Origin of the sequence: Rhodococcus sp. IEGM 1354 (genome assembly GCF_030056855.1) — a bacterium.
GTDB lineage: Bacteria > Actinomycetota > Actinomycetes > Mycobacteriales > Mycobacteriaceae > Rhodococcoides.
The window spans coordinates 177191-200307 of record NZ_JASHKT010000005.1 but is presented as its reverse complement, the minus strand read 5'-3'; the positions used below and the strand labels follow the sequence as shown (position 1 = coordinate 200307).

Below are 23117 nucleotides of genomic sequence, written 5' to 3'. Positions count from 1 at the left end.
GCGCGCCAACCGGTGTGCAGGAGAATGGAGGGTGTACGTGAGTCCCGAGGATATGTTGGCCAACTCCGGCAACGCCGCGTGGATGCTGATGGCAGCATCGCTGGTACTGCTGATGACGCCGGGCTTGGCGTTCTTCTACGGCGGTATGTCGCAGTCGAAGTCCGTGTTGAACATGATGATGATGTCGTTCGGAGCCATGGCCGTCGTCTCGATCATCTACTTCCTGTGGGGATGGTCGATGTCCTACGGCACCCAGGACATCGGCGGTGTCTTCGCCAACCCGTTCGAGTTCTTCGGACTCAAGGATTCGATCACCGACGCGGACGGCAACTACATCGCCGGCGCGTGGGGTTACGCCAACGTCATCGACGTAGCGTTCCAGGTCACGTTCGCCATCATCACGGTCGCCCTGATCAGCGGCTCGATCGCCGGCCGAGTCAAGTACGGCACCTGGCTCGCCTTCGCAGGAATCTGGGTCACCCTCGCGTACTTCCCGCTGGCACACATGGTCTGGGGTGGTGGACTGCTGTCGGGCTCCGAGAAGGGCTTGGCCGCAAAGATTTTCGGGACGATGGTCAACGACGACGGTGACACCGTCGCCAACGTCGCACCGATCGACTTCGCCGGTGGAACCGTCGTGCACATCAACGCCGGCATCGCGGGCCTGATCCTGGCGATCATCATCGGCAAGCGAGCCGGATTCGGCAAGGTCGCCTACCGTCCGCACAACCTCCCGTTCGTCATGCTCGGCGCAGCGCTGCTGTGGTTCGGCTGGTTCGGATTCAATGCCGGTTCGGCCTTCGCCGCCGACGGTATCGCCGGCGTGGCCTGGGTCAACACCACCGCGGCCACCGCAGCGGCCATCGCAGGCTGGCTGATCACCGAGCGCATCCGCGACGGACACGCAACCAGCCTCGGTGCCGCATCGGGCATCGTCGCAGGACTGGTCGCCATCACCCCGGCCGCCGGCGCGCTCACCCCGGTCGGAGCCATGATCCTCGGCGTCATCGCGGGCGTGCTGTCCGCTCTCGCCGTCGGCCTGAAGTTCAAGTTCGGCTACGACGACTCGCTCGACGTCGTCGGCGTCCACCTGGTCGCAGGCCTGTGGGGCACCATCGGAATCGGCTTCCTCGGATCCGAGACCGGCCTGTTCTACGGTGGTGACTACAAGCAGCTCGTGGTGCAGATCGTCATCGCACTGTTCGCGTTGATCTTCACCGCCATCGTGACCGCGGTCATCGCCTTCGCGCTCAAGCCGCTGGGCTGGCGCGTGACGGACGAGGAAGAGGCGAACGGCATCGACGAGGCCGAGCACGCCGAGACTGCATATGATTTCGCCTGACAAGGTAGAGATAGAGATGAACGCTGCACCGTACGACAACGGGCACTCGAGGTCTTGTGAAGGGAAGCAAAAATGAAGCTGATCACGGCAATCGTCAAACCGTTCACCCTGGAGGACGTCAAGACGGGGCTGGAACAGGCCGGCGTGCTCGGAATGACCGTCAGTGAAGTTCAGGGCTACGGCCGCCAGAAGGGCCACACCGAGGTCTACCGAGGTGCGGAGTACTCGGTCGATTTCGTTCCGAAGGTGCGTGTCGAGGTAGTCGTCGACGACGCCGCAGTGGAAAAGGTCGTCGAGGTCATCGTGGAAGCCGCCCGCACCGGCAAGATCGGTGACGGCAAAGTGTGGGTTTCCCCGGTGGATTCGGTCATCCGAGTCCGAACCGGAGAACGTGGCGCCGATGCGCTCTGACCCCACAGGGTCTCGGTCCGGGGGCCCCGGTTCTGGCGCACGCGCGCCAGAACCGGGGCCTTCGGTCTCTACGGGCTCCGCATCGAAGGGCGCGAGCGATGCAGCTGCGGATCTCGCTCGGGCCAGAAAGCAACTTCTCGACGGCGGCACCCGCAACCGCCGACTCGATGCGCCCTCGCTCAGGCAGGCGCTCGTCGATCTTCACGAGTTCTGGCTGACCACCAAGGGCGCAGAACTGGGCGTGAAACCGGATTCCGGTTTCGCGATAGTGGCAGTCGGAGGTCTGGCGCGTCGCGAACTGCTGCCGTACTCCGACCTGGATTTGATTCTGTTGCACGACGATCTCGACCCCCGCATCGTGGCCGACGTCGCCGACAAACTCTGGTACCCGTTGTGGGACGCCCACATCAAGCTCGATCACAGTGTGCGGACGGTGCCGCAGGCCCTGCAAGTTGCCGCGGCGGACATGACCGCAGCACTCGGCATGCTCGAAGCACGCCACATTGCCGGGGACGTGGAATTGAGCAACCTGTTGATCGGCGGCATCCGTCGGCAGTGGCGCACCGGAATTCGCGGTCGCTTCGACGAGCTGATCGGCCAGACTCAGGGGCGCTGGGCACGAAGCGGCGAAATCGCTCACCGTGCCGAACCCGACCTCAAGAGCGGCCGCGGAGGGCTGCGCGACGTGCAACTGCTCGACGCCCTCTCGATCGCTCAGTTGACCGATGGTATGCCCGGGTTGGGGCCCGAATCACCCGGTGGCGGTTTGGCATTCGCACACGGGCGACTTCTCGACGTGCGGACCGAACTGCACCGGGTGGCCGGTCGTGCCCGAGATCAGCTGCGGGCGCAGGATGCCGACGAGATCGGTGCTGCGCTTCGCATCGGCGATCGGTTCGATCTCGCTCGTGTGCTCAGCGATTCGGCACGCACCATCAGCTACTCCGTCGATGTGGGTTTGCGTACCGCCGGCAATTCGCTTCCACGACGCGGTCTTTCGCGTCTACGCCGCGTACCCGTTCGCCGTCCGCTGGACGAGGGAGTCGTCGAGCACGCCGGCGAGGTGGTGCTGGCACGCGACGCACGACCGAACAAGGATCCGGGTCTGATCATGCGGGTTGCGGCCGCGTCTGCTCAGACCGGCATGCCGATGTCTGCCTCCACGCTCAACCGATTGTCCGACAGCGCCCCCGAACTCCGTGAACCGTGGCCCAAGGAGGCACTCAACGATCTGTTGGTGCTGCTGGGATCCGGCCGCAAGGCCATCGCGGCCATCGAGGCGCTCGATCGAACCGGGTTGTGGGGCAGGCTGATTCCGGAATGGGGTGCGGTTCGAGATCTGCCGCCTCGAGATGCGGTGCACACCTGGACCGTCGATCGACACCTGGTCGAAACTGCCGCGTACGCAAGTGCATTGACCACACGCGTTGCTCGTCCCGATCTGCTGGTGCTCGGCGCGCTCGTCCACGACATAGGAAAGGGGCGTGGCGGCGATCACAGCGTCGTCGGTGCCGATCTCGCCGTTCAGATCGGTAACCGGCTCGGCTTGTGGCCCTCCGACGTGGCTCTGCTGACGGCAATGGTCCGCTATCACCTCCTGCTGCCGGAGACTGCCACCCGTCGCGATCTGGACGACCCGGCAACCGTGCAGACCGTCGTGGATGCGCTCGGCGCGGACACCGTGCTGCTGGAGCTTCTGCACGCACTCGCCGAGGCGGACTCTCTCGCGACCGGACCCGGAGTGTGGGGGGACTGGAAGGCGTCGCTGATCCGTGAACTCGTTCGTCGTTGTCGGCTGGTGATGGCGGGAGAGACTCTGCCGTCGCCGGATCCGCTCGACCCAGCGCACATCGAATTGGCCTCGCGCGGGGGAGTGCACGTCGACATCACGCCCACCGACGGTCTGCACACCTTCGTCGTGACCGTGGTCGCGCCCGATACTCCAGGACTGCTGTCCGACGCGGCCGGAGTGCTGGCACTGCATTCCTTGCGGGTGCTGTCGGCCTCGCTCGGCAGTCACGACGGTTCGGCGATCAACTCGTTCGATGTCGCGCCCCTGTTCGGCGCTCCGCCGCAGGCGGGGTTGATCCGGCAGGAGATCATCCGTGCGCAGGCGGGCGAGCTGGACCTCGTCGCTGTGCTCGATGCCAAGGAACGAGACGCCCGCGTCGAGACCACGGACCAGGACGGCGAGGATTCGGCAGTGCCGGTCCTGTACGCCCAGGCTCCGCCTCGGGTGCTGTGGTTCGACGACAACGAACCGGGTCAGGTCGTGCTCGAACTGCGAGCCGAGGACCGCCTCGGCCTGCTGTGTCGATTGGCGAGCGCAATCGAGCAGCAGGGATTCGACATCCGCTGGGCGCGGGTATCGACGCTGGGTAGTTCTGTGGTCGATTCCTTCTGCATCGACTTGGCCGGCGCGGACAGTCGGGCGGTGCGCGAGGATCTCGAACGCGCGCTCCTCGCCGTCGTGCCATCGCCGGAACCGCCCAAACCCCCGGAAAAGCCCGAGGGCACTTGACCGTTGGTCGGAAGTTCGTCGGAAACCGACATGCCGTGGTGACATTTCACGAACTTCCGGCCGATGGGTTTACCCCCGAGACCGATTTGTTATGTTCGTCACCTGACGCAACGGGCCCTCCGGCCCGAACTGCCGGCTCCGCTGCTGGAACGTCTCGTCGTTCCTGCAGGCTCCAATTCTGACATTTCGAGAGGCACGCACTGTGGGATCACACCGACGGTCGAACATCTACGTACCGGCCGAGACGGCATCGGGTGCGTCGGGTGGCAAACATCGCGCCGCAGAGGAAGTTCAGGAGACCGGCAGGCGTGCGGCCACCATCGTCGCCGCCACCGGCGCCATCGTCGTCGGCGCGACGACCATGGGCGCGGGTGCCGCAGGCGCGGCACCCGCCCCGGAACCGCCCGCGGCCGGATTCCCCTTCGCCGTCCCGGAGGGTGTGCTGCCTGCCGGATTCGAGCTGCCCCAGTTCGTCCCACCGCAGTTCGTGCCACCGCAGTTCGAGCTGCCGCAGTTGGCACCACCTTTCGGTGCGCCGCCGCAGGCCGCACCGGACGTCGCTCCGGCCCCACAGACCGATCTTTCGGCAATCCCGTCGGACGCCTCCACACAGGTACCGACTCCGGGACCGCTCGCTGCTCTCGGCCCCGAGGTGGACGCCGCGGCTCAGCAGTGGCTCGACGACGTCGGACTCGGCGGAACGGGTGCCGGGCCGGCGTCGCCGCTCGAGAGCCTGCGTTCGTTGAAGAAGGCGACGGTCCAGCCTGTTGCCGGAGTGTTGACGTCGAACTTCGGTTCGCGGTGGGGCACGCAGCACAGCGGGCTGGACATCGCCGCCCCGATCGGCACGCCCATCTACGCTGCAGCCGACGGCACGGTGTCCGATGCGGGACCGGCGTCCGGGTTCGGACTCTGGGTCAAGGTCCTGCACGACGACGGCACCGAGACCATCTACGGACACGTCGACGACTTCTCGGTGCAGCCCGGTCAGCGGGTCACAGCGGGAGAACAGATCGCAACAGTGGGCAATCGCGGTCAGTCGACCGGCCCGCACCTGCATTTCGAGGTTCACGATCCCGCCGGCGTCAAAGTCGATCCCGCACAGTGGCTCTCCACCCGCGGCGTCGCTGTGACGTGGAGCGATTCCGCGAGCAAGGCCTGACCGGTCGTACCGCACCGAGCGGACTCACCGCCCGACGCCCTGAGCGAGGATAAGGTGGGCTGGCGTTAGTCTGGTGACAACGCCGGACTCGGTCTGGTGACAGTGCCGGACTCGGCTCGTTTTCGGTGATCGGCTAGCTCAGGAGTGCAATCGGTGTTCGAATCCCTTTCCGACAGGTTGACCGGGACTCTCAAGGACCTGCGTGGCAAAGGTCGACTGTCCGGTGCGGATATCGACGCCACCGCCCGCGAGATCCGACTGGCCTTGCTCGAGGCGGACGTGGCGTTGCCCGTCGTGCGGGAATTCATCAACCGCATCAAGGTCCGCGCCAAGGGTGCCGAAGTATCGGGCGCACTCAACCCGGCCCAGCAGGTCGTCAAGATCGTCAACGAGGAACTGGTCGGCATCCTCGGCGGCGAGACACGCAGACTGGTGTTCGCCAAGAACCCACCCACCGTCATCATGTTGGCCGGCCTGCAGGGTTCCGGTAAGACGACCTTGGCGGGCAAGCTCGCCAAGTGGCTCAAGGGCCAGGGACACACCCCGCTTCTCGTCGCCTGCGACCTACAACGTCCCGGTGCCGTCAGCCAGCTCCAGATCGTCGGCGAACGGGCAGGCGCGGCAGTGTTCGCCCCTCACCCGGGCACGTCCATCGGCGGTGGCGAGAATGCGCTCGGTGTGTCGGCCGCGGACCCGGTCGAGGTGGCCCGCGCCGGAGTCGCCGAGGCGCGCAGCAAGCAGTACGACGTGGTCATCGTCGATACCGCAGGCCGTCTCGGTATCGACACCGAGCTGATGCGCCAGGCCGCCGGGATTCGCGACGCGGTGGAGCCCGACGAAACCTTGTTCGTTCTCGACGCCATGGTCGGCCAGGACGCCGTCAGCACCGCCGAGGCGTTCCGCGACGGAGTCGGCTTCACCGGTGTCGTGCTCACCAAGCTCGACGGCGATGCCCGTGGCGGCGCAGCACTGAGCGTGCGTGAGGTGACCGGGCAGCCCATCATGTTCGCGTCGACCGGCGAGAAGCTCGAAGATTTCGACGTCTTCCACCCCGACCGCATGGCCAGTCGCATCCTCGGGATGGGCGACGTACTCAGCCTCATCGAGCAGGCCGAGCAACACTTCGACGCCGAGCAGGCCGAGGCCACAGCCAACAAGATCGGCTCCGGCCAGCTCACGCTCGACGACTTCCTCGAGCAGATGATGGCCGTTCGCAAGATGGGTCCCATCGGAAATCTGTTGGGAATGCTGCCCGGCGCGGGCCAGATGAAAGAACTGGCCAATGTCGACGAGAAGCAACTGGACCGGGTGCAGGCGATCATTCGCGGTATGACACCGCAGGAGCGCACCGATCCGAAGATCATCAATGCCTCCCGACGACTGCGGATCGCGAACGGCTCGGGCGTGAAGGTCTCCGACGTCAATCAACTTGTCGATCGGTTCTTCGAGGCACGCAAGATGATGTCGGCGATGGCCGGTCGGATGGGCATGCCGGGTGCGCGGAAGCAGGTGCGCAACAACAAGAAGGGCAAGAAGGGCAAGAAGGGTGCTCGCGGACCCACACAGCCGAAGATCCGTGGCGGGTTCCCCGGAATGCCGGGTGGAATGCCTGCCGGAATGCCCGACCTGTCGTCGATGCCCAAGGGCCTCGATCAATTGCCGCCGGGGCTCGAGGGTATCGATCTCTCGCAACTGAAGTTGCCGAAGAAGTAAGCGGGCCTGCGGTGTCGGCGTTGCGGGTGCGGGGACGCGGGCTGCCGGACGAGTCCCCGGTCGACCTGTGGATCGACGGCGGCGTCCTGTCCACGGAGCCCATCGCCGACGCCGACCTCATCCACGACGGCGGCTGGATTCTGCCCGGACTCGTCGACGCGCACTGTCACGTCGGCATCGAGTACGGCGGAGGACACACCGACCTGGCGGGGTCGATTGCGCAGGCCGAGATCGAACGAGGCGTCGGGGCTCTGCTGCTGCGTGACGCGGGATCTCCGGTCGACACGCGGGCGTTGGACGACTACGACGACCTCCCGCGCATCATCAGGGCCGGGCGCCACATCGCCTCCCCGAAGCGGTACATCCCCGGCCTGGCGATCGATATCGAGGACGGATCACAACTTCCAGAGGCGGTCGCCCGACAAGCGCGGTTCGGCGACGGGTGGGTCAAGCTCGTCGGTGACTGGATCGACCGCTCGGTGGGAGACCTCCGGCCGCTCTGGGACGACGCGATCCTCGTCGACGCCATTGCCGCAGCCCATACGGAAGGGGCACGCGTCACCGCTCACGTCTTCGGGGAAGACGCGCTCCCCGGACTGATCGCGGCAGGTATCGACTGCATCGAACACGGCACCGGCCTGACCGACGAGACCATCGAGATGATGGTCCAGCACGGGACAGCGTTGGTGCCGACGTTGATCAACATCGACACCTTTCCCGGCATCGCGGACTCGGCCATCCGCTACCCGGTTTACGCGCGGCACATGCGCGCGTTGCATGCGCGAGTCGGCGATACCGTCGGCCGAGCCCACGACGCAGGTATCCCGATCTTCGCCGGAACCGATGCCGGCGGATCCATCGCGCACGGCCGCATCGCCGACGAAGTGGACGCTCTGGGACGCGTCGGACTGTCACCGACCGATGCCCTCGGTGCAGCCTGCTGGGATGCTCGGACATGGCTGGGGCGAGGCGGGCTCGAGCACGGCGCGCCCGCAGATCTCGTCGTCTACTCCGACGACCCGCGCGGGGGAGCGGACGTGTTGTCCAACCCCGAGTTGGTGATTCTGCGCGGCCGCGTGACCGATCGTCGCGGACGCGCCGCGAGTGGATCGGGATACGGCGATGGTTGATTCGCGGCAGGGCCCGGACCGATTCGGTGCCGACCAGGTCGGCCGCACACCAGGAGGCGCGGGGGAATTCGACGTGAACCGGCCCAGCTGGGCGGGGATGGCACCGATGAATCACGTGCAACAGCAGGGCTCGGGACTGTCCGAGACCTACTGGCGTGCCGAAGCAGCGGCCGCGGAGCGCAGACCCGGCCAGCGGTGGGGACTGCCGGCGGCCGCCCTCGTACTCGGCCTCAATCTTGCCGGGTTCCTGCTCCTCGGCCTGGTCGTGTCCTCGGAGTCCTCGCCGCTGTTCGTCGTGGGCATCATGATCCCGAGCCTGCTCGCCGCAGGACTGGCGGTGGCGTTCACGATGTCGAGGGGCAACGGCCCCGTCGTCGACTTCGGGCTCCCGAGATCCGTTCACGAACTCGTCGGCCACATCCGATCGGGTCTGGCCTGGGGTGGAGTTGCCCTCGTCGGTGGAGTGCTGCTCGCGCTCGTGCTGCTCTCGCGTATCGATGTCCAGGACCAGGCACCGCTGGGCGGTATGGCAGACATCGCCGTGGGGTGGAAAGTCGTTTTCGCCGTGTGGATTTGGATCGGCGCACCGATCTGCGAAGAAACGATGTTCCGCGGCATGTTGTGGGGAGCTCTGGAAAAACGCACTCGACCCATGCCGATGGCGTGGCTGGGCAACCGCTGGGTGGTACTGGTGATCACGGCGGTGATGTTCGCGATCTGGCACAGAGAATGGTGGCGCTTCGTCGTCCTGCTGTGGGGAGGACTCGCCATCGGCATCGCGAGAATGAGAAGTGGCTCGATCGTCGCGTCGACCACGGCTCATGCCGTCAACAACACCTTTCCGGCTTTGGTGATCCTGCTGGCCTGACCGGGCGATTGAGGGTATCGGGTGGTCGTCTGGCAGAATGGACCGCTGTTCGCCCGTCTCCGGTTACGTACCGCGCGGCGGTCACGACAACTCCAACGCAAAACCGGGTTCGCATGCCGTGCGAACCGCTGAATTGCGCAGTGACCACTCCTCGAAAGGCTTCACCAGAACATGGCCGTCAAGATCAAGCTCATGCGTATCGGCAAGATCCGCACCCCGCATTACCGCGTCGTCATTTCCGACGCCCGCACCCGCCGTAACGGCCGTGCAATCGAGACCATCGGGACGTACGAGCCCAAGCAGGACCCCAGCGTCATCGAGATCAACTCCGAGCGTGCGCAGTACTGGCTGGGTGTCGGCGCGCAGCCGACCGAGCCCGTCGAGGCATTGCTCAAGATCACCGGCGACTGGCAGAAGTTCAAGGGCCTGCCCGGCACCGAGGGCACCCTCCGCGTCGCCGAGCCCAAGCCGTCGAAGCTCGACCTCTTCAACGCTGCGCTGGCGCAGGCAGATTCCGAGCCCCAGGGCGAGGCCACCACCGCCAAGAAGAAGAAGGCACCGAAGTCGGACGATTCCGCTGCCGCGGAGACCACGGACGCTGCAGCAACCGAGACGGCAGACGCGCCGGCCGCCGAGGCTGCTGAGAAGTGAGTGCCGTTGTCGCCGATGCCGTCGAACATCTCGTTCGCGGCATCGTCGCCAATCCCGATGACGTTCGCGTCGAGATGATCACCGGCCGTCGTGGTCGCACCGTGGAAGTTCACGTGCACCCCGACGACTTGGGCAAGGTCATCGGACGCGGTGGTCGCACCGCTACGGCGCTGCGCACTCTCGTCTCCGGAATCGGTGGTCGCGGCATCCGCGTCGACGTCGTCGACACGGACCAATAGGTCACGTAACCCATCATGGAGCTGGTCATCGGTCGTGTCGCCAAGTCGCACGGCATCAAAGGCGAAGTGGTTGTCGAGGTTCGCACCGACGACCCCGACGACAGATTCGCCGTCGGCACGGTTCTGCGTGGCCGCAAGCCACGATCGAATGCACAGCCCGTGACACACACGGTGGACGCCGTCCGGGAACACTCCGGGCGGCTTCTGCTGCGTCTGAACGGTATCGACGACAAGACCGCAGCGGACGAACTGCGCGGGATTCTCTTCGTCGTCGAATCCACCGATCTCCCGCCGTCCGACGATCCGGACGAGTTCTACGATCACGAACTCGAAGGCCTCACCGTCGTACTGACCGACGGTTCCGTCGTCGGTACCGTCCGCGAGGTCCTGCACTCGGCAGCAGGCGAACTACTGTCCATCACGCCGAGTGCTGACGAGGAATCCGGTCGTTCCGAGATCCTCGTCCCCTTCGTCTCGGCCATCGTGACCTCTGTGTCGTTGGCAGACAAGACAATCGAGATCGATCCGCCCGAGGGCTTGCTGGATCCGGAGTAGTTCGTGCGCCTCGACGTCGTCACCATCTTCCCGGAATACCTCACCCCACTGCGTACAGCTTTGCTCGGCAAGGCAATCGATCGCGGGCTGGTGTCGGTGGGGGTTCACGACCTGCGCTCCTGGACCCACGATGTCCACAAGGCCGTCGACGATTCCCCGTACGGCGGCGGACCGGGAATGGTCATGAAGCCGACCGTCTGGGGTGACGCACTCGACCACGTGCTGACCGACGAGTCACTCCTCGTCGTCCCCACCCCCGCAGGAGTGCCGTTCACGCAACGTACGGCCGAAAGATGGTCCACCGAACAGCATCTCGTGTTCGCGTGCGGTCGCTACGAAGGCATCGATCAACGCGTGTTCGACGACGCCGCACGCCGCGTTCGGGTCGAGGAAGTCAGCATCGGAGACTACGTTCTCATCGGCGGCGAGGCGGCAGTACTGGTCATGGCCGAGGCCGTCGTCAGATTGATGCCGGGCGTACTCGGAAATCAGCAGTCGCACCAAGAGGATTCGTTCTCCGATGGTCTGCTGGAAGGTCCGAGTTACACGCGGCCGGCCCGATGGCGAGAACTCGACGTCCCCGAGATTCTGTTGTCCGGCGACCACGCAAAGATCGCCGCCTGGCGTCGAGAACAATCTCTGAGCAGAACAGCGGACCGACGCCCGGATCTACTGGCGGACTGAAGTTTTCAGCTGATTCTGCCGTCGGGGAACAACATCGACACGAAGCCGGTCAGAGTGTCTCGCGCGTGCAGTGCGCTGGCGTCGTCGCTCACGTCGACGACGGCTGTGTCCGGGTAACTTTCCATGTCGTCGGCGTAGAAGATGTCTTCACGGGACGACAGGGCCAGTACGTATCGATTGTCTGCGCCGATGGTTCCCGTCGACAGATGGACCCACCGATCGGACACGCAGCACATCCAGCCCTGTTTGACTGCATGCACGGTCTCGCCCGGTAAGCCGTCGACGATCCCGAAGTGTTGCTTGTAGCCGTCGGCAGCTACGGGGGCCGAGCGTCGCAGCATTCCGACGATGACGTCGGTCGACGCGGTGGTCAGGCCGCCGCTGCCGTTCAGCAGCCCGGCGTAGTAGCCGACAAGGTCGCTGGGAGTCGTTTCCGTGTTGTACCACTGGTCGTCACCGGGAGCATCGGTGTTCCTCAGAGCATATCGCGCTGCGACTGCGCGGACGATCTCGGACGAACCGTATCGATACCAGAGCGTGTAGGCGGCATTGTCGTCGGAGAACTCGAGCATGCTGGTCATCGTGGCCAGCTCGTCGGCGGAGACGGGGCGGTTCTGCGACTGCGCCTCGAACATCACCTCGTCGGCAATGAAGAGCTTGGAGACCGAGGCGGTTTCGATCGGCTCGTCGGCATCGCTGCTGTAGTAGGAACCGGTCTCTCGATCCAGCAACGCGAAATTCACATCTGCACCTCGGGCTCGCGCCGATTCCACCGCCATCGGAATACGAGCTTCCAAGGCCACGCCGTCGACCTTCTGGATATCCGGGAACGGTGATGCCGATGTCTCGGCCGACCCTCTGCTACCGGGATCGCCGGCCTGATCGTCCGGCGGTGCGGAGCAACCGCTCAGGACCAACAGTGCGGCGCAGGTGGCGGTCAGTAACCGGGCCCCCCTGACCATCTACAGATCTCTCCCGCACATAGAACCGCTGACCGACCTGTCCCACACTAGCGGTAGGGTCCATCGCCGTGACCACTGCTCTGAAATCTGTGAACAAGCGCATAGCCGAAGAACTCGATGTTCGCGAAGAACAGGTTCGTGCCGCTGTAGAACTCCTCGACGGCGGGTCCACGGTCCCGTTCATCGCGCGCTACCGCAAGGAGGTCACCGGCACACTCGACGACGCGCAATTGCGCCAACTCGACGAGCGACTTCGATACCTGCGGGAACTCGACGAGCGGCGAGATGCCGTCATCGAATCGATTCGTTCGCAGGGCAAACTCGACGACGCACTGGAACAGTCGCTGATGCTGGCGGAGACCAAGGCCCGCGTCGAGGACATCTATCTGCCGTTCAAGCCCAAGCGTCGGACGAAGGCACAGATCGCGCGCGAAGCAGGCCACGAGCCCGTCGCCGATGCGCTGTTCAACGACCCCACGACGGATCCTGCGCAGTTCGATCAGGAGCAGCTCGACGGGGCACGAGCCATACTCGTCGAGCGTTTCGCCGAGGACGCCGACCTGGTGGGTGAGCTGCGTGAACTGATGTGGACCTCCGGCAAGCTGGTCGCCACCGTGCGCAAGGGCAAAGAGGAGGAAGGCGCGAAGTTCGCGGACTACTTCGAGTTCTCCGAACCGTTCACGAGCCTGCCCTCGCATCGCATCCTCGCGACGCTGCGCGGCGAGAAGGAAGAGATTCTGTCCCTCGGGTTCGAACCCGAGCGGGACGAGCCGACTCCCGGTGTGCCCAGTGTCTACGAGGGGCGTATCGCCACCAAGTTCGGAATCGCAGATCGCGGCCGTCCGGCCGACAAGTGGCTGCTCGATACCGTTCGATGGGCATGGCGCACCAAGATGCTGGTCACCGTCTCGCTCGACACGCGCATGAGACTGCGCCAGTCGGCCGAGAAAGACGCCGTGGACGTGTTCGCGAGCAACCTCAAAGACCTCCTGTTGGCTGCACCAGCAGGAAACCGCACCACGATGGGACTCGACCCCGGCTTTCGCACCGGAACCAAGGTGGCGATCGTCGACGCCACCGGCAAGGTCGTCGACTACGACACGATCTATCCCCACAAGCCGCAGGGCAAGTGGGACCAGGCGGTGGCCACGCTCGCCGGGCTCGCGGCCAAGCACAAGGTGGAACTCATCGCCATCGGAAACGGTACGGCCTCACGCGAAACCGATTCTCTGGCAGCAGAATTGATTGCAAAATTCCCGGCGGCGAACTTGACCAAGGTGGTGGTGTCCGAGGCGGGTGCCTCGGTCTACTCGGCGTCGGCGTACGCCTCGAGTGAGCTGCCCGAACTCGACGTCTCCATCCGCGGCGCGGTCTCGATCGCTCGCAGGCTGCAGGATCCGTTGGCCGAGCTGGTCAAGATCGATCCCAAGTCCATCGGCGTCGGCCAGTATCAGCACGACATCTCCGAGACACTGCTCGCCCGTTCTCTCGGCGCCGTGGTCGAGGATGCGGTGAACGCGGTGGGTGTCGACGTCAACACAGCGTCGGTGCCCTTGCTGTCGAGGGTCTCCGGTATTGCCGGTTCGCTCGCCGAGAGCATCGTGGCGCACCGCGACCAGAACGGTCCGTTCGCCAGCCGCAGCACCCTCAAGGACGTACCGCGCCTGGGGCCCAAGGCTTTCGAGCAGTGCGCCGGGTTCCTGCGCATCTCCGGGGGAGAGGATCCACTCGACCGCTCCAGCGTGCACCCGGAGGCCTATCCCGTCGTGCGCCGCATCGTCGGCAAGGCGGGCGTGGGCGTGCGTGAGGTGGTGGGCAACACCGCACTCCTGCGCCGCCTCGATCCCGCCGAATTCGTCGACGAACGATTCGGGTTGCCCACAGTCACCGACATCATCTCCGAGCTGGAGAAGCCTGGACGCGACCCGCGTCCGGAGTTCAAGACCGCTACTTTCGCAGCCGGTATCGAGAAGGTCGCCGACCTGAAGCCGGGGATGACGCTCGAAGGTGTCGTGACCAACGTGGCGGCGTTCGGTGCTTTCGTCGACGTCGGCGTGCATCAGGACGGACTCGTTCACGTCTCTGCGATGTCGTACAACTTCGTCAAGGACCCGCGTGAGGTCGTCAAATCCGGCGATGTGGTGAGGGTCAAGGTAATGGAGGTCGACATCCCACGTCAGCGCATCGGTCTGAGTCTGCGGTTGGACGACGAGCCCGGCGCGAGCGGCGGCAAGGATGCACCTCGCGGGCAGCAGGGTGACCGCTCTCGCGGTACGTCCTCGAACAAGGGCAACGGCGGCCAGGGCAACCGGCCGCAGCGCGATCGACGTGGAGGTGGCCCCGCGGGGACGCCTGCGGCAGGTTCCATGGCCGACGCGTTGCGCAAAGCGGGCTTCGGGAAGTAACGGACTTTGCCGGTCGATGCCGACCCTGGCAGCGTCGAACGAGAATAGGCTGATTCGGCGATAGCCGTTGTTTCGGGCGTGCGGTGGGAAGGACGTGGAGCGCGTGAGGTGGTTGGAGCACGGTGTCGTCGAACACGGCCGCCTTCCGCTGCTCTGCTTCCTGCTCGGCCTACTCGTCGGCTTTCTGCTGATTCGCCTCAGCGTGAGAATGATTCGCGCAGATGTGAAGTGGTGGCCGGGCAACATCACCCCTGGCGGCCAGCACATCCACCATGTCGTGTTCGGAATCGTGCTGATGCTGTTGGCGGGGATCGGCCTCATCGCGGTGTATGTGGACGGGTCGCAAACCATCGGTGCCGTGCTGGCGGCGATCTTCGGCAGCGGTGCTGCCCTCGTGCTCGACGAATTCGCGCTCATCTTCTACCTCCGCGACGTCTACTGGTCGGAACAGGGTCGAACGTCCGTCGATGCGGTGTTTGCAGCCGTCGCCTTCACCGGGTTCCTGTTATTGGGACTTCACCCGTTGGAGTTGCTCAGCCCCGCCGATTTTCGGGCCGATCCCGATCCCTGGGTTCGCGGAACACTCGGTGTGCTGGCACTGCTCAACTTGGGTCTGTGCGTCGTCGTGCTGCTCAAGGGCAAGATCTGGACGGGGCTGATCGGGCTGTTCGTTCTGCCCATCCTCATTCTGGCCGCGGTCCGACTCAGCAGGCCGAGTGCGCCCTGGGCGAGGTGGCGCTACACGAGCAGACCGAAGAAGATGGAGCGTGCGCTGCGGCGAGAGAAGAAGTGGCGCAGGCCGCTGATACGGGCCAAGATCTACCTGCAGGATGCGATCGCGGGCAAGCCCAGCATCGTTCATGCGGTCGAGGCCACCGAGGACGAGCTCGCGCGGACCGTCGTGCCCGCACCCCAGGCCGGAACCGTGGCCCAGTCCTCGGTCGGGGCGATTTCCTCGAACGCCTGACGGTCTGGCACAATAGGCGGGTTGCCTCTCGCGAGGCACACACCTCACTCGGAGTACGAACCAGTTGTGCCGCCCCGGTGGCGAGCCGCTCGGTTCCTCTGCTCAAGCGCAGAACGCAAGGATGGCACAACCGATGAACACCCTGGACTTTCTCGACAATCAGTCGCTGCGTAGCGACATCCCCGATTTCCGCCCCGGCGACACGCTGAACGTGCACGTCAAGGTTATCGAAGGCTCGAAAGAGCGTATTCAGATCTTCAAGGGCGTCGTGATTCGACGTCAGGGCGGTGGCGTCCGCGAGACGTTCACCGTTCGTAAGGTGTCGTTCGGCGTCGGCGTGGAGCGCACTTTCCCGGTGCACAGCCCCAACATCGCGCAGTTCGAGGTACTCACCCGCGGTGACGTTCGTCGCGCGAAGCTGTACTACCTCCGCGATCTGCGTGGCAAGGCCGCAAAGATCAAAGAAAAGCGCTGACCCGGTCGTATCGACCGCTTCGAGCAGCAACCATGCCGCGTCACCGATATTCGGTGACGCGGCATGGTGCGTTGGAGCCACCGCCCTGACATTTCGGACGTACCGGTACGAGAGATGCTCGGTGAAAACGCCGCCTGCGCGGACCGACCGGCCCGCGGGCGACGGTTCCGGCTAACCTGTCCAGGTGACGCAGTCCCCACAGGATCCGACCCCACAGGGTTCGACGAACGAGCCCGACGACGAGTCTCCCCGGAACAAGCGTGCGGATCGCAAGCAGCGGTCCTTCTGGCGCGAACTTCCCATCCTCATTCTGGTAGCTCTCGTGCTGAGTTTTCTGCTTCAGACGTTCGTCGCCCGGGTCTATCTGATCCCATCCGAATCGATGGAACCGACACTGCACGGCTGCGCCGGCTGCACCGGGGACCGCATCGTCGTGGAGAAGATCGGCTATCGATTCGGCGATCCGAAGCCCGGCGATATCGTCGTGTTCCGCGGCCCCGATTCCTGGAACGACGAATTCGTTTCGCAGCGCTCCGACAATTCGGTCATCCGTGGGGCCCAGGAAGTGGGCTCTTTGATCGGAGTCGTCGCTCCGGACGAGAACGATCTGGTCAAACGCGTCATTGCTACCGGCGGTCAGACGGTCGAGTGCTGTGACGCTCAGGGACGGGTGCTCGTGGACGGAAAGCCGTTGGACGAGCCGTACATACAGATGGATTTCCCGTTCGTTCCGGACACGATGACGTGCGAGACCGAATTGAAATCGGGCCGGTGCTTCGACCCTGTCACGGTGCCCGAGGGCAACATCTGGGTCATGGGCGACAATCGCAGCAATTCGCGAGACTCGCGGTATCACGTCACCGACGAGTTCACCGGCACCGTTCCGCTGGACAACGTGATAGGTAAGGCCGTGGCCATCGCGTTGCCGCCATCGCGAACCGGCCTCCTGGACTCGCCGGACATTCAGGGTCGATGACGGCACGTCCTCGTCCCGCGCCTCGAGCGCGCGCATCTCTGAGCCGATCGTCGTGGCCGCCTCGTCCCATCATCAGGAGGGCGGCGGGGCTGCGGACCATGGAATCGGCACTCGAACGCAACGGGCTCGGTCCGGTTGCGGGTGTCGACGAAGCAGGCAGGGGAGCCTGTGCGGGGCCGTTGACGGTCGCGGCGTGCATTCTGGGATCCCGAGCGCACACGGCCCTTGCGGACCTCGACGATTCCAAGAAGCTGACCGAGCGTCGCCGGGAGGAGCTCTTTCCCCGGATCAAGAAACTGGCACTGGCATGGAGTGTGGTGTTCGTCGACGCGGCCGAGGTCGATCGAATCGGGGTGCACGTGGCGAACATCGAGGGAATGCGCCGTGCGGTGGCGGGCCTGAGCCTCACTCCCGGGTATGTCCTCACCGACGGTTTTCGGGTTCCAGGACTTCCGGTGCCTTCTCTACCCGTCATCGGAGGGGACGCCACAGCTGCCTGCATCGCTGCGGCCAGTGTCCTGGCCAAGGTGTCCAGAGACCGGTTGATGGTGCAGATGGACACCGAAATTCCCGGTTACGGATTCGCGGTGCACAAGGGTTACAGCACACGTGCTCATTCGACCGCGATGACCACGCTCGGCCCGAGCCGGGAGCATCGAATGTCGTATGCCAACGTGGCTGCCGCGGCAGCCGGTCGCTCGCGTAGCGAGGTCGACGCACTGGGGCGAATGGACTGCACCGACGATGGTGGGTCATGATTGAATTTCACGCCCGACTGGAGGATGAAAGAGACCGATGAGTGCCGAAGATCTCGAAAAGTACGAAACCGAGATGGAGCTCTCGCTGTACCGCGAGTATCGGGACATCGTCGGACAGTTCAACTATGTCGTCGAAACCGAGCGTCGGTTCTACCTCGCGAACTCCGTCGAACTCATTCCGCACAATGCCGACGGTGAGATCTACTTCGAATTGCGGATGTCGGACTCGTGGGTATGGGACATGTACCGACCGGCTCGTTTCGTCAAGCACGTGCGGGTGATCACGTTCAAGGACGTCAACATCGAAGAGCTGGACAAACCGGATCTGCGTCTTCCTGAATAGACGGACCGGGACCGGGAGCGGATCGGTAGGTGTACTCGGTTGCTCCCTGGGGGTGCTTTCGCGTCGATCCACGAAAAGCTGGGCATTCGTCCGAATAGTTCCGCGTGTTCTGTTTCGAGCCGAGACCTGTTGACGGGGCGTGCCGAGCTCGGAGTAATCCGCTCAATGTGAGCTCGAACGTTATTGTCCAACAATAGTTTTGACTTTAGTTTCGTGAATAGTCGGCGATATTTGTCGCTTTTCGAACCGGGTGTTTTCTTCCCATCCCAGCGGTGGACACCGTTTGACCTTTGCTTCGGTCGGATAATCGGTGGTAGAACTTGAAATACCACATTCCCCCAGACGCGTAAGAGGTACGAGATGGCACGCAAGACGCTTGTCCAGATGATCGACGATGTCGACGGTTCGGTAATCAAAGAAGGCCAGGGGGAGTCGATCGAATTCGGTATCGGTGGAAACCAGTACCGGATCGATTTGAATCTCAAGCACGCGAACGAACTGCACGAGCAGTTGGCATTCTGGATCGAGCATGCCGAGAAGATTTCCGGTCGCCGCCCCCGCAAGAGCGGTGCCGCTGCAGCCCCGGTTCGAGGAAAGGTCGATCTGCAGGACATCAGAGCGTGGGCTCGCGAGAACGGTCACGAGGTCAGCGCGCGAGGTCGGATCAGCCAGGAAGTTCAGGCCGCCTACGAGGCTGCGCACTGACCGCGTCCCAGTCTTGATATGCCCGCTGTCTTCGGACAGCAGGAGGGTCACCGAATTCGATAATCGGTTCCGTGCTTCAGCTCCGTCCGTGCAGTAATCCGGACGGAGCTTTCGCATGTTCGAATCGAGTGTCGGGCAATCGACAGGGCACGAACGCAGGTAGGCACACAGGTACGACAAAGCAGGTAGTTCGGCCCTGCGCTTCTGCGGTTCTCTCCACAGGATTGCGATTGTCCACAGGGCAATGAGGCACCTGCGCTTTCTCGGAATCACCTCTTTTCGGTCGTGTCACCGTCATGACGACCGGATCCGGCCGTGCTGTGCGGCCGCAGAGTGGAGGAATTCGACATGCCGACCAATCAAGAACTCGGGGCGCGCGGTGAGGACCTTGCGGCGCGCCATCTCGAGCACATCGGCCTGGAGGTGATCGAGCGCAATTGGCGGCATCGTTCGGGGGAGCTGGACATCATTGCGCGCGAGGGCGAGACGGTGGTGTTCGTCGAAGTGAAGACGCGTTCGGGAATCGGCTACGGAACGCCGGCCGAAGCGGTGACCTACACCAAGCAGACTCGGATCAGAGGACTGGCGTTGCAGTGGCTTTCGCTTCGCGGAGGGCCGTGGGTCCAGATCAGATTCGACGTGATCGCCATCGTGATCGGCCGCGACGACGACCCTGTTCTCACTCACGTCAGGGCGGCATTCTGATGCCACTGGGTCGAGCACATTCGGTGGCGGTCAACGGCGTCGACGGAGTGTTGGTGGAGATCGAAGCCGATATCGGTCAGGGTCTTCCGGGAACCCATCTGGTGGGACTGCCCGATACCGCGCTCAACGAATCACGAGATCGTGTGAAAGCGGCCGTGAAGAACTCGGGTGGCACCTGGCCGGACAGCCGAGTGATTCTCGCGTTGTCCCCGGCGACGTTGCCCAAAGGTGGCTCGGTGTACGACCTCGCGCTGGCATTGTCGGTCCTCGACGCCGCCAAGGCCATTCCGCGGGGAAGTCTTTCGGAGACGGTGTTTCTGGGGGAGTTGGCTCTGGACGGCAGGTTGCGTGCGGTCCGCGGGGTTCTACCCGGAGTGCTCGCGGTGAAGGCGGCGGGGTGGCGGCGGGTGGTGGTGCCGTGCCGGTGTCTGCCCGAGGCCGGTCTGGTGGACGGTATCGAGGTCTTGGGTGCCGATTGCCTGGCGGATGTCGTTGCGTGGCTTCGTGGTGAGCAGGCGCTGGAATCGCCCACCCCGACCGACTGGCACCAGGAGAGCTATCCGGATCTCAGTGACGTTGCCGGTCAGGCGGATGCCCGATGGGCGTTGGAGGTCGCTGCGGCCGGTGCACATCACATCATGTTGACCGGGCCACCGGGGATCGGTAAAACGATGCTGGCGCAACGTCTTCCGGGAATACTCCCGCCGCTCACCGAGTCCGAGGCGCTGGAGGTGACCGCGATCCATTCGGTGGCGGGGCTGCTGACGAGCGCGCGGCCACTGATCACATCGCCGCCGTTCATCGCGCCACACCATTCGACGTCGGTGAGTGCGTTGGTCGGCGGAGGTACCGGTATGGCCAAGCCCGGCGCAGTCAGTCGCGCGCATCGCGGAGTCCTGTTTCTCGACGAATGCGCCGAGATGAGTATCCGGGTGCTCGAAGCTCTACGAACCCCACTCGAGGACGGTGAAATTCGGATTGCGCGTCGAGACGGGGTGGCCCGGTACCCGGCGAGGTTCCAACTCGTCCTGGCGGCCAATCCGTGTCCGTGCGCACCGGCGCGGCAGGCCGACTGCGTGTGTGCGCCCACTGCTCGCCGCAAGTACTTGGGGAAGCTGTCCGGACCGCTCCTCGACCGGGTCGATCTCCGTATTCAGATGATGGGCGTCGCAACCGGGGCGTTGGTCGACGACGTCGGAGAAGGAACGGCCGATATCCGCGCACGGGTGACGGGAGCGCGAGATGCCGCCGCTCAACGTTGGCTGGAGTTCGGTTGGAGGACCAACGCGGAAGTCCCCGGACCAGCACTGCGCCAACGGTTCCGGCTCGCTCGAACGACGCTCGCACCGATCGAGCGAGCATTGCGCAACGGATCTCTGACCGCGCGAGGTGCCGATCGTGCGATACGGGTGGCGTGGACTCTGAACGACCTCGCCGGCGGCATCGTGCCCGGTGCAGACGAGGTCGGTGCTGCACTCGATTTTCGAGACAGGGGAGTGGCATGACACACGACGCACGTCGGCTGGCGTGGGCGTATCTGTCTCGTGTGGCCCAGGGGCCGCACCGCACCGTGACGGACCACGCCGCTGCCCACGGCCCTGAGGCCACCGCCGCGGCCGTACGCGCCGGACAGTTGGGTGAGCGACTGGCAGCACGGGCTCACATCGACACCGCAGCAGCAGATCTGGATCACATGGCCGCTCTCGGTGGACGGCTGATCACCCCTGACGACGACGAGTGGCCTGCGTGGCGTTTTCTCGGCTTCGATGGGTCCGGCCTCACCACGGGTGTCGACACATCGCCGCCGATCGCGTTGTGGGCGTTGGGAAACCGGTCTGTCGGAGCAGACACCGAACGGTCGGTGTCGATCGTCGGAACCCGAGCGTCGAGTCCGTACGGCGACCACGTCACTGCGGAGATCTCTGCCGATCTGGCGTTGGACGGTTGGACCGTCGTGTCGGGTGCTGCCTTCGGTATCGATGCGGCAGCGCATCGCGCGGCACTCGGAGTCGAGGGGACGACAATGGCGGTGCTCGCCTGCGGCGTCGACCGGGCATACCCGGCGGGCCACTCCCGCCTGTTGCGTCAGATCGCCTCGAGCGGCGTGGTTCTCAGTGAGTACGCACCCGGAACAACTCCGGCCAAGCACCGGTTCCTGGCGCGCAACCGACTGGTGGCGGCTCTCGGATCGGCGGTGGTGGTCGTCGAGGCAGGATGGCGAAGCGGGGCGCGCAACACCGCGGCGTGGGCGGCGAAACTGGGACGCCCCGTTCTTGCGGTGCCGGGGCCGGTCACTTCTCCGACGTCGAAGGGATGCCATCGCATGATTCGTGAGGGTGAGGCCGTTCTGGTGTCGAGCTCGCACGATGTGGTGGCCGAGGCCGGGGCGCTCGGCTCGCCGGAGGAACCACGACCCGCTCTGTTTCGGGAAATCGATGCGCTGTCCGAGACCGCACTGCTGATCTACGACGCGCTGCCGGCTACGGGAGCGTTGTCGACCCGTGAACTGTCTGAGAGTTCCGGTGTTCCGTTGTCGAAGGTCCGCGCCGCGCTACCGGTCATGGAGATGGACGGGTTCGTGAGCAACGACGAGACCGGGTGGGCCCGGGTGGTGCGTGGCTGACGGGACAGCCCCTGCCGAACCCCGGTGAAGGTAGGGTGTTAGGCAATGCTTAGTCGGTGCAGTGAGTATCGGCGTCGTTCGTTCGAGGAGGGGTCCGTAGTGCCGCGTAAGAAAACCACGTTGACCGTAGTGCGCACGGAAGCGCTGACCCCGCACATGCACCGGGTGTATCTGGGTGGTCCCGGCTTCGACGAGTTCGACGCCATCGACCGGACCGATGCGTACGTCAAGCTGTTCTTCGGAACCGAGGACGAACCGATCATGCGGACCTACACGGTTCGATCCGTCGACACCGTCGCGCGGGAAATCGCCATCGACTTCGTGGTGCACGGCGACGAGGGCGTCGCCGGACCGTGGGCCACACGGGCGAAGCCGGGCGACGAAATGTCGTTCTTCGGGCCGTCGGGGGCATACGCGCCTCGCCCCGATGCCGATTGGCACCTGTTCGCAGGCGACGAATCGGCTATTCCGGCCATCTCGGCTGCAGTCGAGGCCCTCCCGGAAGACGCCATCGCCAAGGTGTTCATCGAGGTCGGCGATCGTCACGACGAGATCTACATGGAGACTCTCGCAGTCGTCGACGTCACCTGGGTGCACCGGGGCGCGTCGTCGAACGAGATCGGCGACGACCGAGCCGGAGACAATGCACCGCTGATCGAGGCCGTCAAGAACACCGAATGGCTACCCGGGCAGGCGCAGGTGTTCGTCCACGGCGAGGCGCAAGCCGTCATGCACAACCTCCGTCCGTACATCCGAAAGGAACGTGGGGTGGGTGCCGAGTGGGCGTCTATCTCGGGTTACTGGCGTCGGGGGCGGACCGAGGAAACCTTCCGAGCCTGGAAGCGTGAGCTGGCACAGGCGGAGGCGGGAGTCGACGCCTGATCGCACACCGACGTCCGCTCGACGGCGTGTCCGGTTGTCG

At 64.7% G+C, this 23117-nt stretch carries 23 protein-coding genes; 22 read left to right on the top strand and 1 reads right to left on the bottom strand.

Annotated features, from left to right (window positions below; all coding sequences use genetic code 11):
* Positions 1-37: 37 nt before the first annotated feature.
* The 11 genes from QM588_RS13065 (at position 38) to trmD (ending at position 11276) form a co-directional block, all read left to right on the top strand.
* Positions 38-1342, top strand: coding sequence for an ammonium transporter (locus QM588_RS13065; RefSeq protein WP_373453891.1), 1305 nt, complete (start codon positions 38-40; stop codon positions 1340-1342).
* Positions 1343-1414: 72 nt separating this feature from the next.
* Positions 1415-1753 carry a P-II family nitrogen regulator gene (locus QM588_RS13060; RefSeq protein WP_019664269.1) on the top strand — a complete coding sequence of 113 codons (339 nt, stop codon included), beginning with the start codon at positions 1415-1417 and terminating at the stop codon, positions 1751-1753.
* Positions 1743-4274, top strand: coding sequence for a [protein-PII] uridylyltransferase (locus QM588_RS13055; RefSeq protein WP_283313863.1), 2532 nt, complete (start codon positions 1743-1745; stop codon positions 4272-4274). The genes QM588_RS13060 and QM588_RS13055 overlap by 11 nt, the downstream gene beginning before the upstream one ends.
* Positions 4275-4476: 202 nt before the next feature.
* Positions 4477-5436, top strand: coding sequence for a M23 family metallopeptidase (locus QM588_RS13050; RefSeq protein WP_283313860.1), 960 nt, complete (start codon positions 4477-4479; stop codon positions 5434-5436).
* A gap of 153 nt (positions 5437-5589) precedes the next feature.
* On the top strand, positions 5590-7149 hold the full coding sequence (gene ffh / locus QM588_RS13045) for a signal recognition particle protein (protein ID WP_135043941.1): 1560 nt from the start codon (positions 5590-5592) through the stop codon (positions 7147-7149).
* Between the two features lie 11 nt (positions 7150-7160).
* Positions 7161-8279 carry an amidohydrolase family protein gene (locus QM588_RS13040; RefSeq protein WP_283313855.1) on the top strand — a complete coding sequence of 373 codons (1119 nt, stop codon included), beginning with the start codon at positions 7161-7163 and terminating at the stop codon, positions 8277-8279.
* Positions 8272-9147, top strand: coding sequence for a CPBP family intramembrane glutamic endopeptidase (locus QM588_RS13035; RefSeq protein WP_283313854.1), 876 nt, complete (start codon positions 8272-8274; stop codon positions 9145-9147). Before QM588_RS13040 ends, QM588_RS13035 begins: the two co-directional genes overlap by 8 nt.
* Positions 9148-9318: 171 nt before the next feature.
* Positions 9319-9798, top strand: a complete 480-nt coding sequence (gene rpsP / locus QM588_RS13030) for a 30S ribosomal protein S16 (RefSeq protein ID WP_032366399.1) — start codon at positions 9319-9321, stop codon at positions 9796-9798.
* Entirely contained in the window at positions 9795-10037 is a 243-nt protein-coding gene (locus QM588_RS13025; protein WP_027496687.1) for an RNA-binding protein, read from the top strand. The genes rpsP and QM588_RS13025 overlap by 4 nt, the downstream gene beginning before the upstream one ends.
* 15 nt (positions 10038-10052) lie before the next feature.
* Positions 10053-10592: a ribosome maturation factor RimM gene (gene rimM, locus QM588_RS13020; RefSeq protein WP_027496688.1), complete on the top strand. Its 540-nt coding sequence runs from the start codon at positions 10053-10055 to the stop codon at positions 10590-10592.
* A 3-nt stretch (positions 10593-10595) separates the two neighbouring features.
* On the top strand, positions 10596-11276 hold the full coding sequence (gene trmD, locus QM588_RS13015; protein WP_283313850.1) for a tRNA (guanosine(37)-N1)-methyltransferase TrmD: 681 nt from the start codon (positions 10596-10598) through the stop codon (positions 11274-11276).
* A gap of 5 nt (positions 11277-11281) precedes the next feature.
* Here the strand turns inward: trmD and QM588_RS13010 are convergent, their stop codons facing one another.
* Entirely contained in the window at positions 11282-12238 is a 957-nt protein-coding gene (locus QM588_RS13010) for a serine hydrolase (protein WP_283313849.1), read from the bottom strand.
* A gap of 68 nt (positions 12239-12306) precedes the next feature.
* Between QM588_RS13010 and QM588_RS13005 the strand changes: the two genes are divergently transcribed.
* From QM588_RS13005 to QM588_RS12955, 11 genes are all read left to right on the top strand, one after another.
* Positions 12307-14643 (top strand): Tex family protein, encoded by a 2337-nt coding sequence (locus QM588_RS13005; RefSeq protein WP_283313848.1) that lies wholly within the window; start codon positions 12307-12309, stop codon positions 14641-14643.
* 103 nt (positions 14644-14746) lie between these two features.
* Entirely contained in the window at positions 14747-15610 is an 864-nt protein-coding gene (locus QM588_RS13000; RefSeq protein ID WP_442972913.1) for a hypothetical protein, read from the top strand.
* A 133-nt stretch (positions 15611-15743) separates the two neighbouring features.
* Positions 15744-16085 (top strand): 50S ribosomal protein L19, encoded by a 342-nt coding sequence (gene rplS / locus QM588_RS12995; protein WP_027496692.1) that lies wholly within the window; start codon positions 15744-15746, stop codon positions 16083-16085.
* A gap of 184 nt (positions 16086-16269) precedes the next feature.
* Entirely contained in the window at positions 16270-17061 is a 792-nt protein-coding gene (lepB, locus tag QM588_RS12990; protein ID WP_094663035.1) for a signal peptidase I, read from the top strand.
* The gene (locus QM588_RS12985; protein ID WP_283313846.1) at positions 17058-17819 is read left to right on the top strand and encodes a ribonuclease HII; all 762 of its coding nucleotides are present in this window, start codon (positions 17058-17060) and stop codon (positions 17817-17819) included. The genes lepB and QM588_RS12985 overlap by 4 nt, the downstream gene beginning before the upstream one ends.
* 37 nt (positions 17820-17856) lie before the next feature.
* Positions 17857-18162: a DUF2469 domain-containing protein gene (locus QM588_RS12980; RefSeq protein WP_008717288.1), complete on the top strand. Its 306-nt coding sequence runs from the start codon at positions 17857-17859 to the stop codon at positions 18160-18162.
* Positions 18163-18522: 360 nt separating this feature from the next.
* Positions 18523-18867: a histone-like nucleoid-structuring protein Lsr2 gene (locus QM588_RS12975; protein ID WP_283313844.1), complete on the top strand. Its 345-nt coding sequence runs from the start codon at positions 18523-18525 to the stop codon at positions 18865-18867.
* 348 nt (positions 18868-19215) lie between these two features.
* Positions 19216-19572, top strand: coding sequence for a YraN family protein (locus QM588_RS12970; RefSeq protein ID WP_283313842.1), 357 nt, complete (start codon positions 19216-19218; stop codon positions 19570-19572).
* A complete protein-coding gene (locus QM588_RS12965) occupies positions 19572-21077 on the top strand; it encodes a YifB family Mg chelatase-like AAA ATPase (RefSeq protein ID WP_283313840.1) in 1506 nt (501 codons plus the stop codon). The genes QM588_RS12970 and QM588_RS12965 overlap by 1 nt, the downstream gene beginning before the upstream one ends.
* A complete protein-coding gene (dprA, locus tag QM588_RS12960) occupies positions 21074-22195 on the top strand; it encodes a DNA-processing protein DprA (RefSeq protein WP_283313838.1) in 1122 nt (373 codons plus the stop codon). The genes QM588_RS12965 and dprA overlap by 4 nt, the downstream gene beginning before the upstream one ends.
* A gap of 99 nt (positions 22196-22294) precedes the next feature.
* Positions 22295-23077 carry a siderophore-interacting protein gene (locus QM588_RS12955; protein ID WP_283313837.1) on the top strand — a complete coding sequence of 261 codons (783 nt, stop codon included), beginning with the start codon at positions 22295-22297 and terminating at the stop codon, positions 23075-23077.
* Positions 23078-23117: the final 40 nt, after the last annotated feature.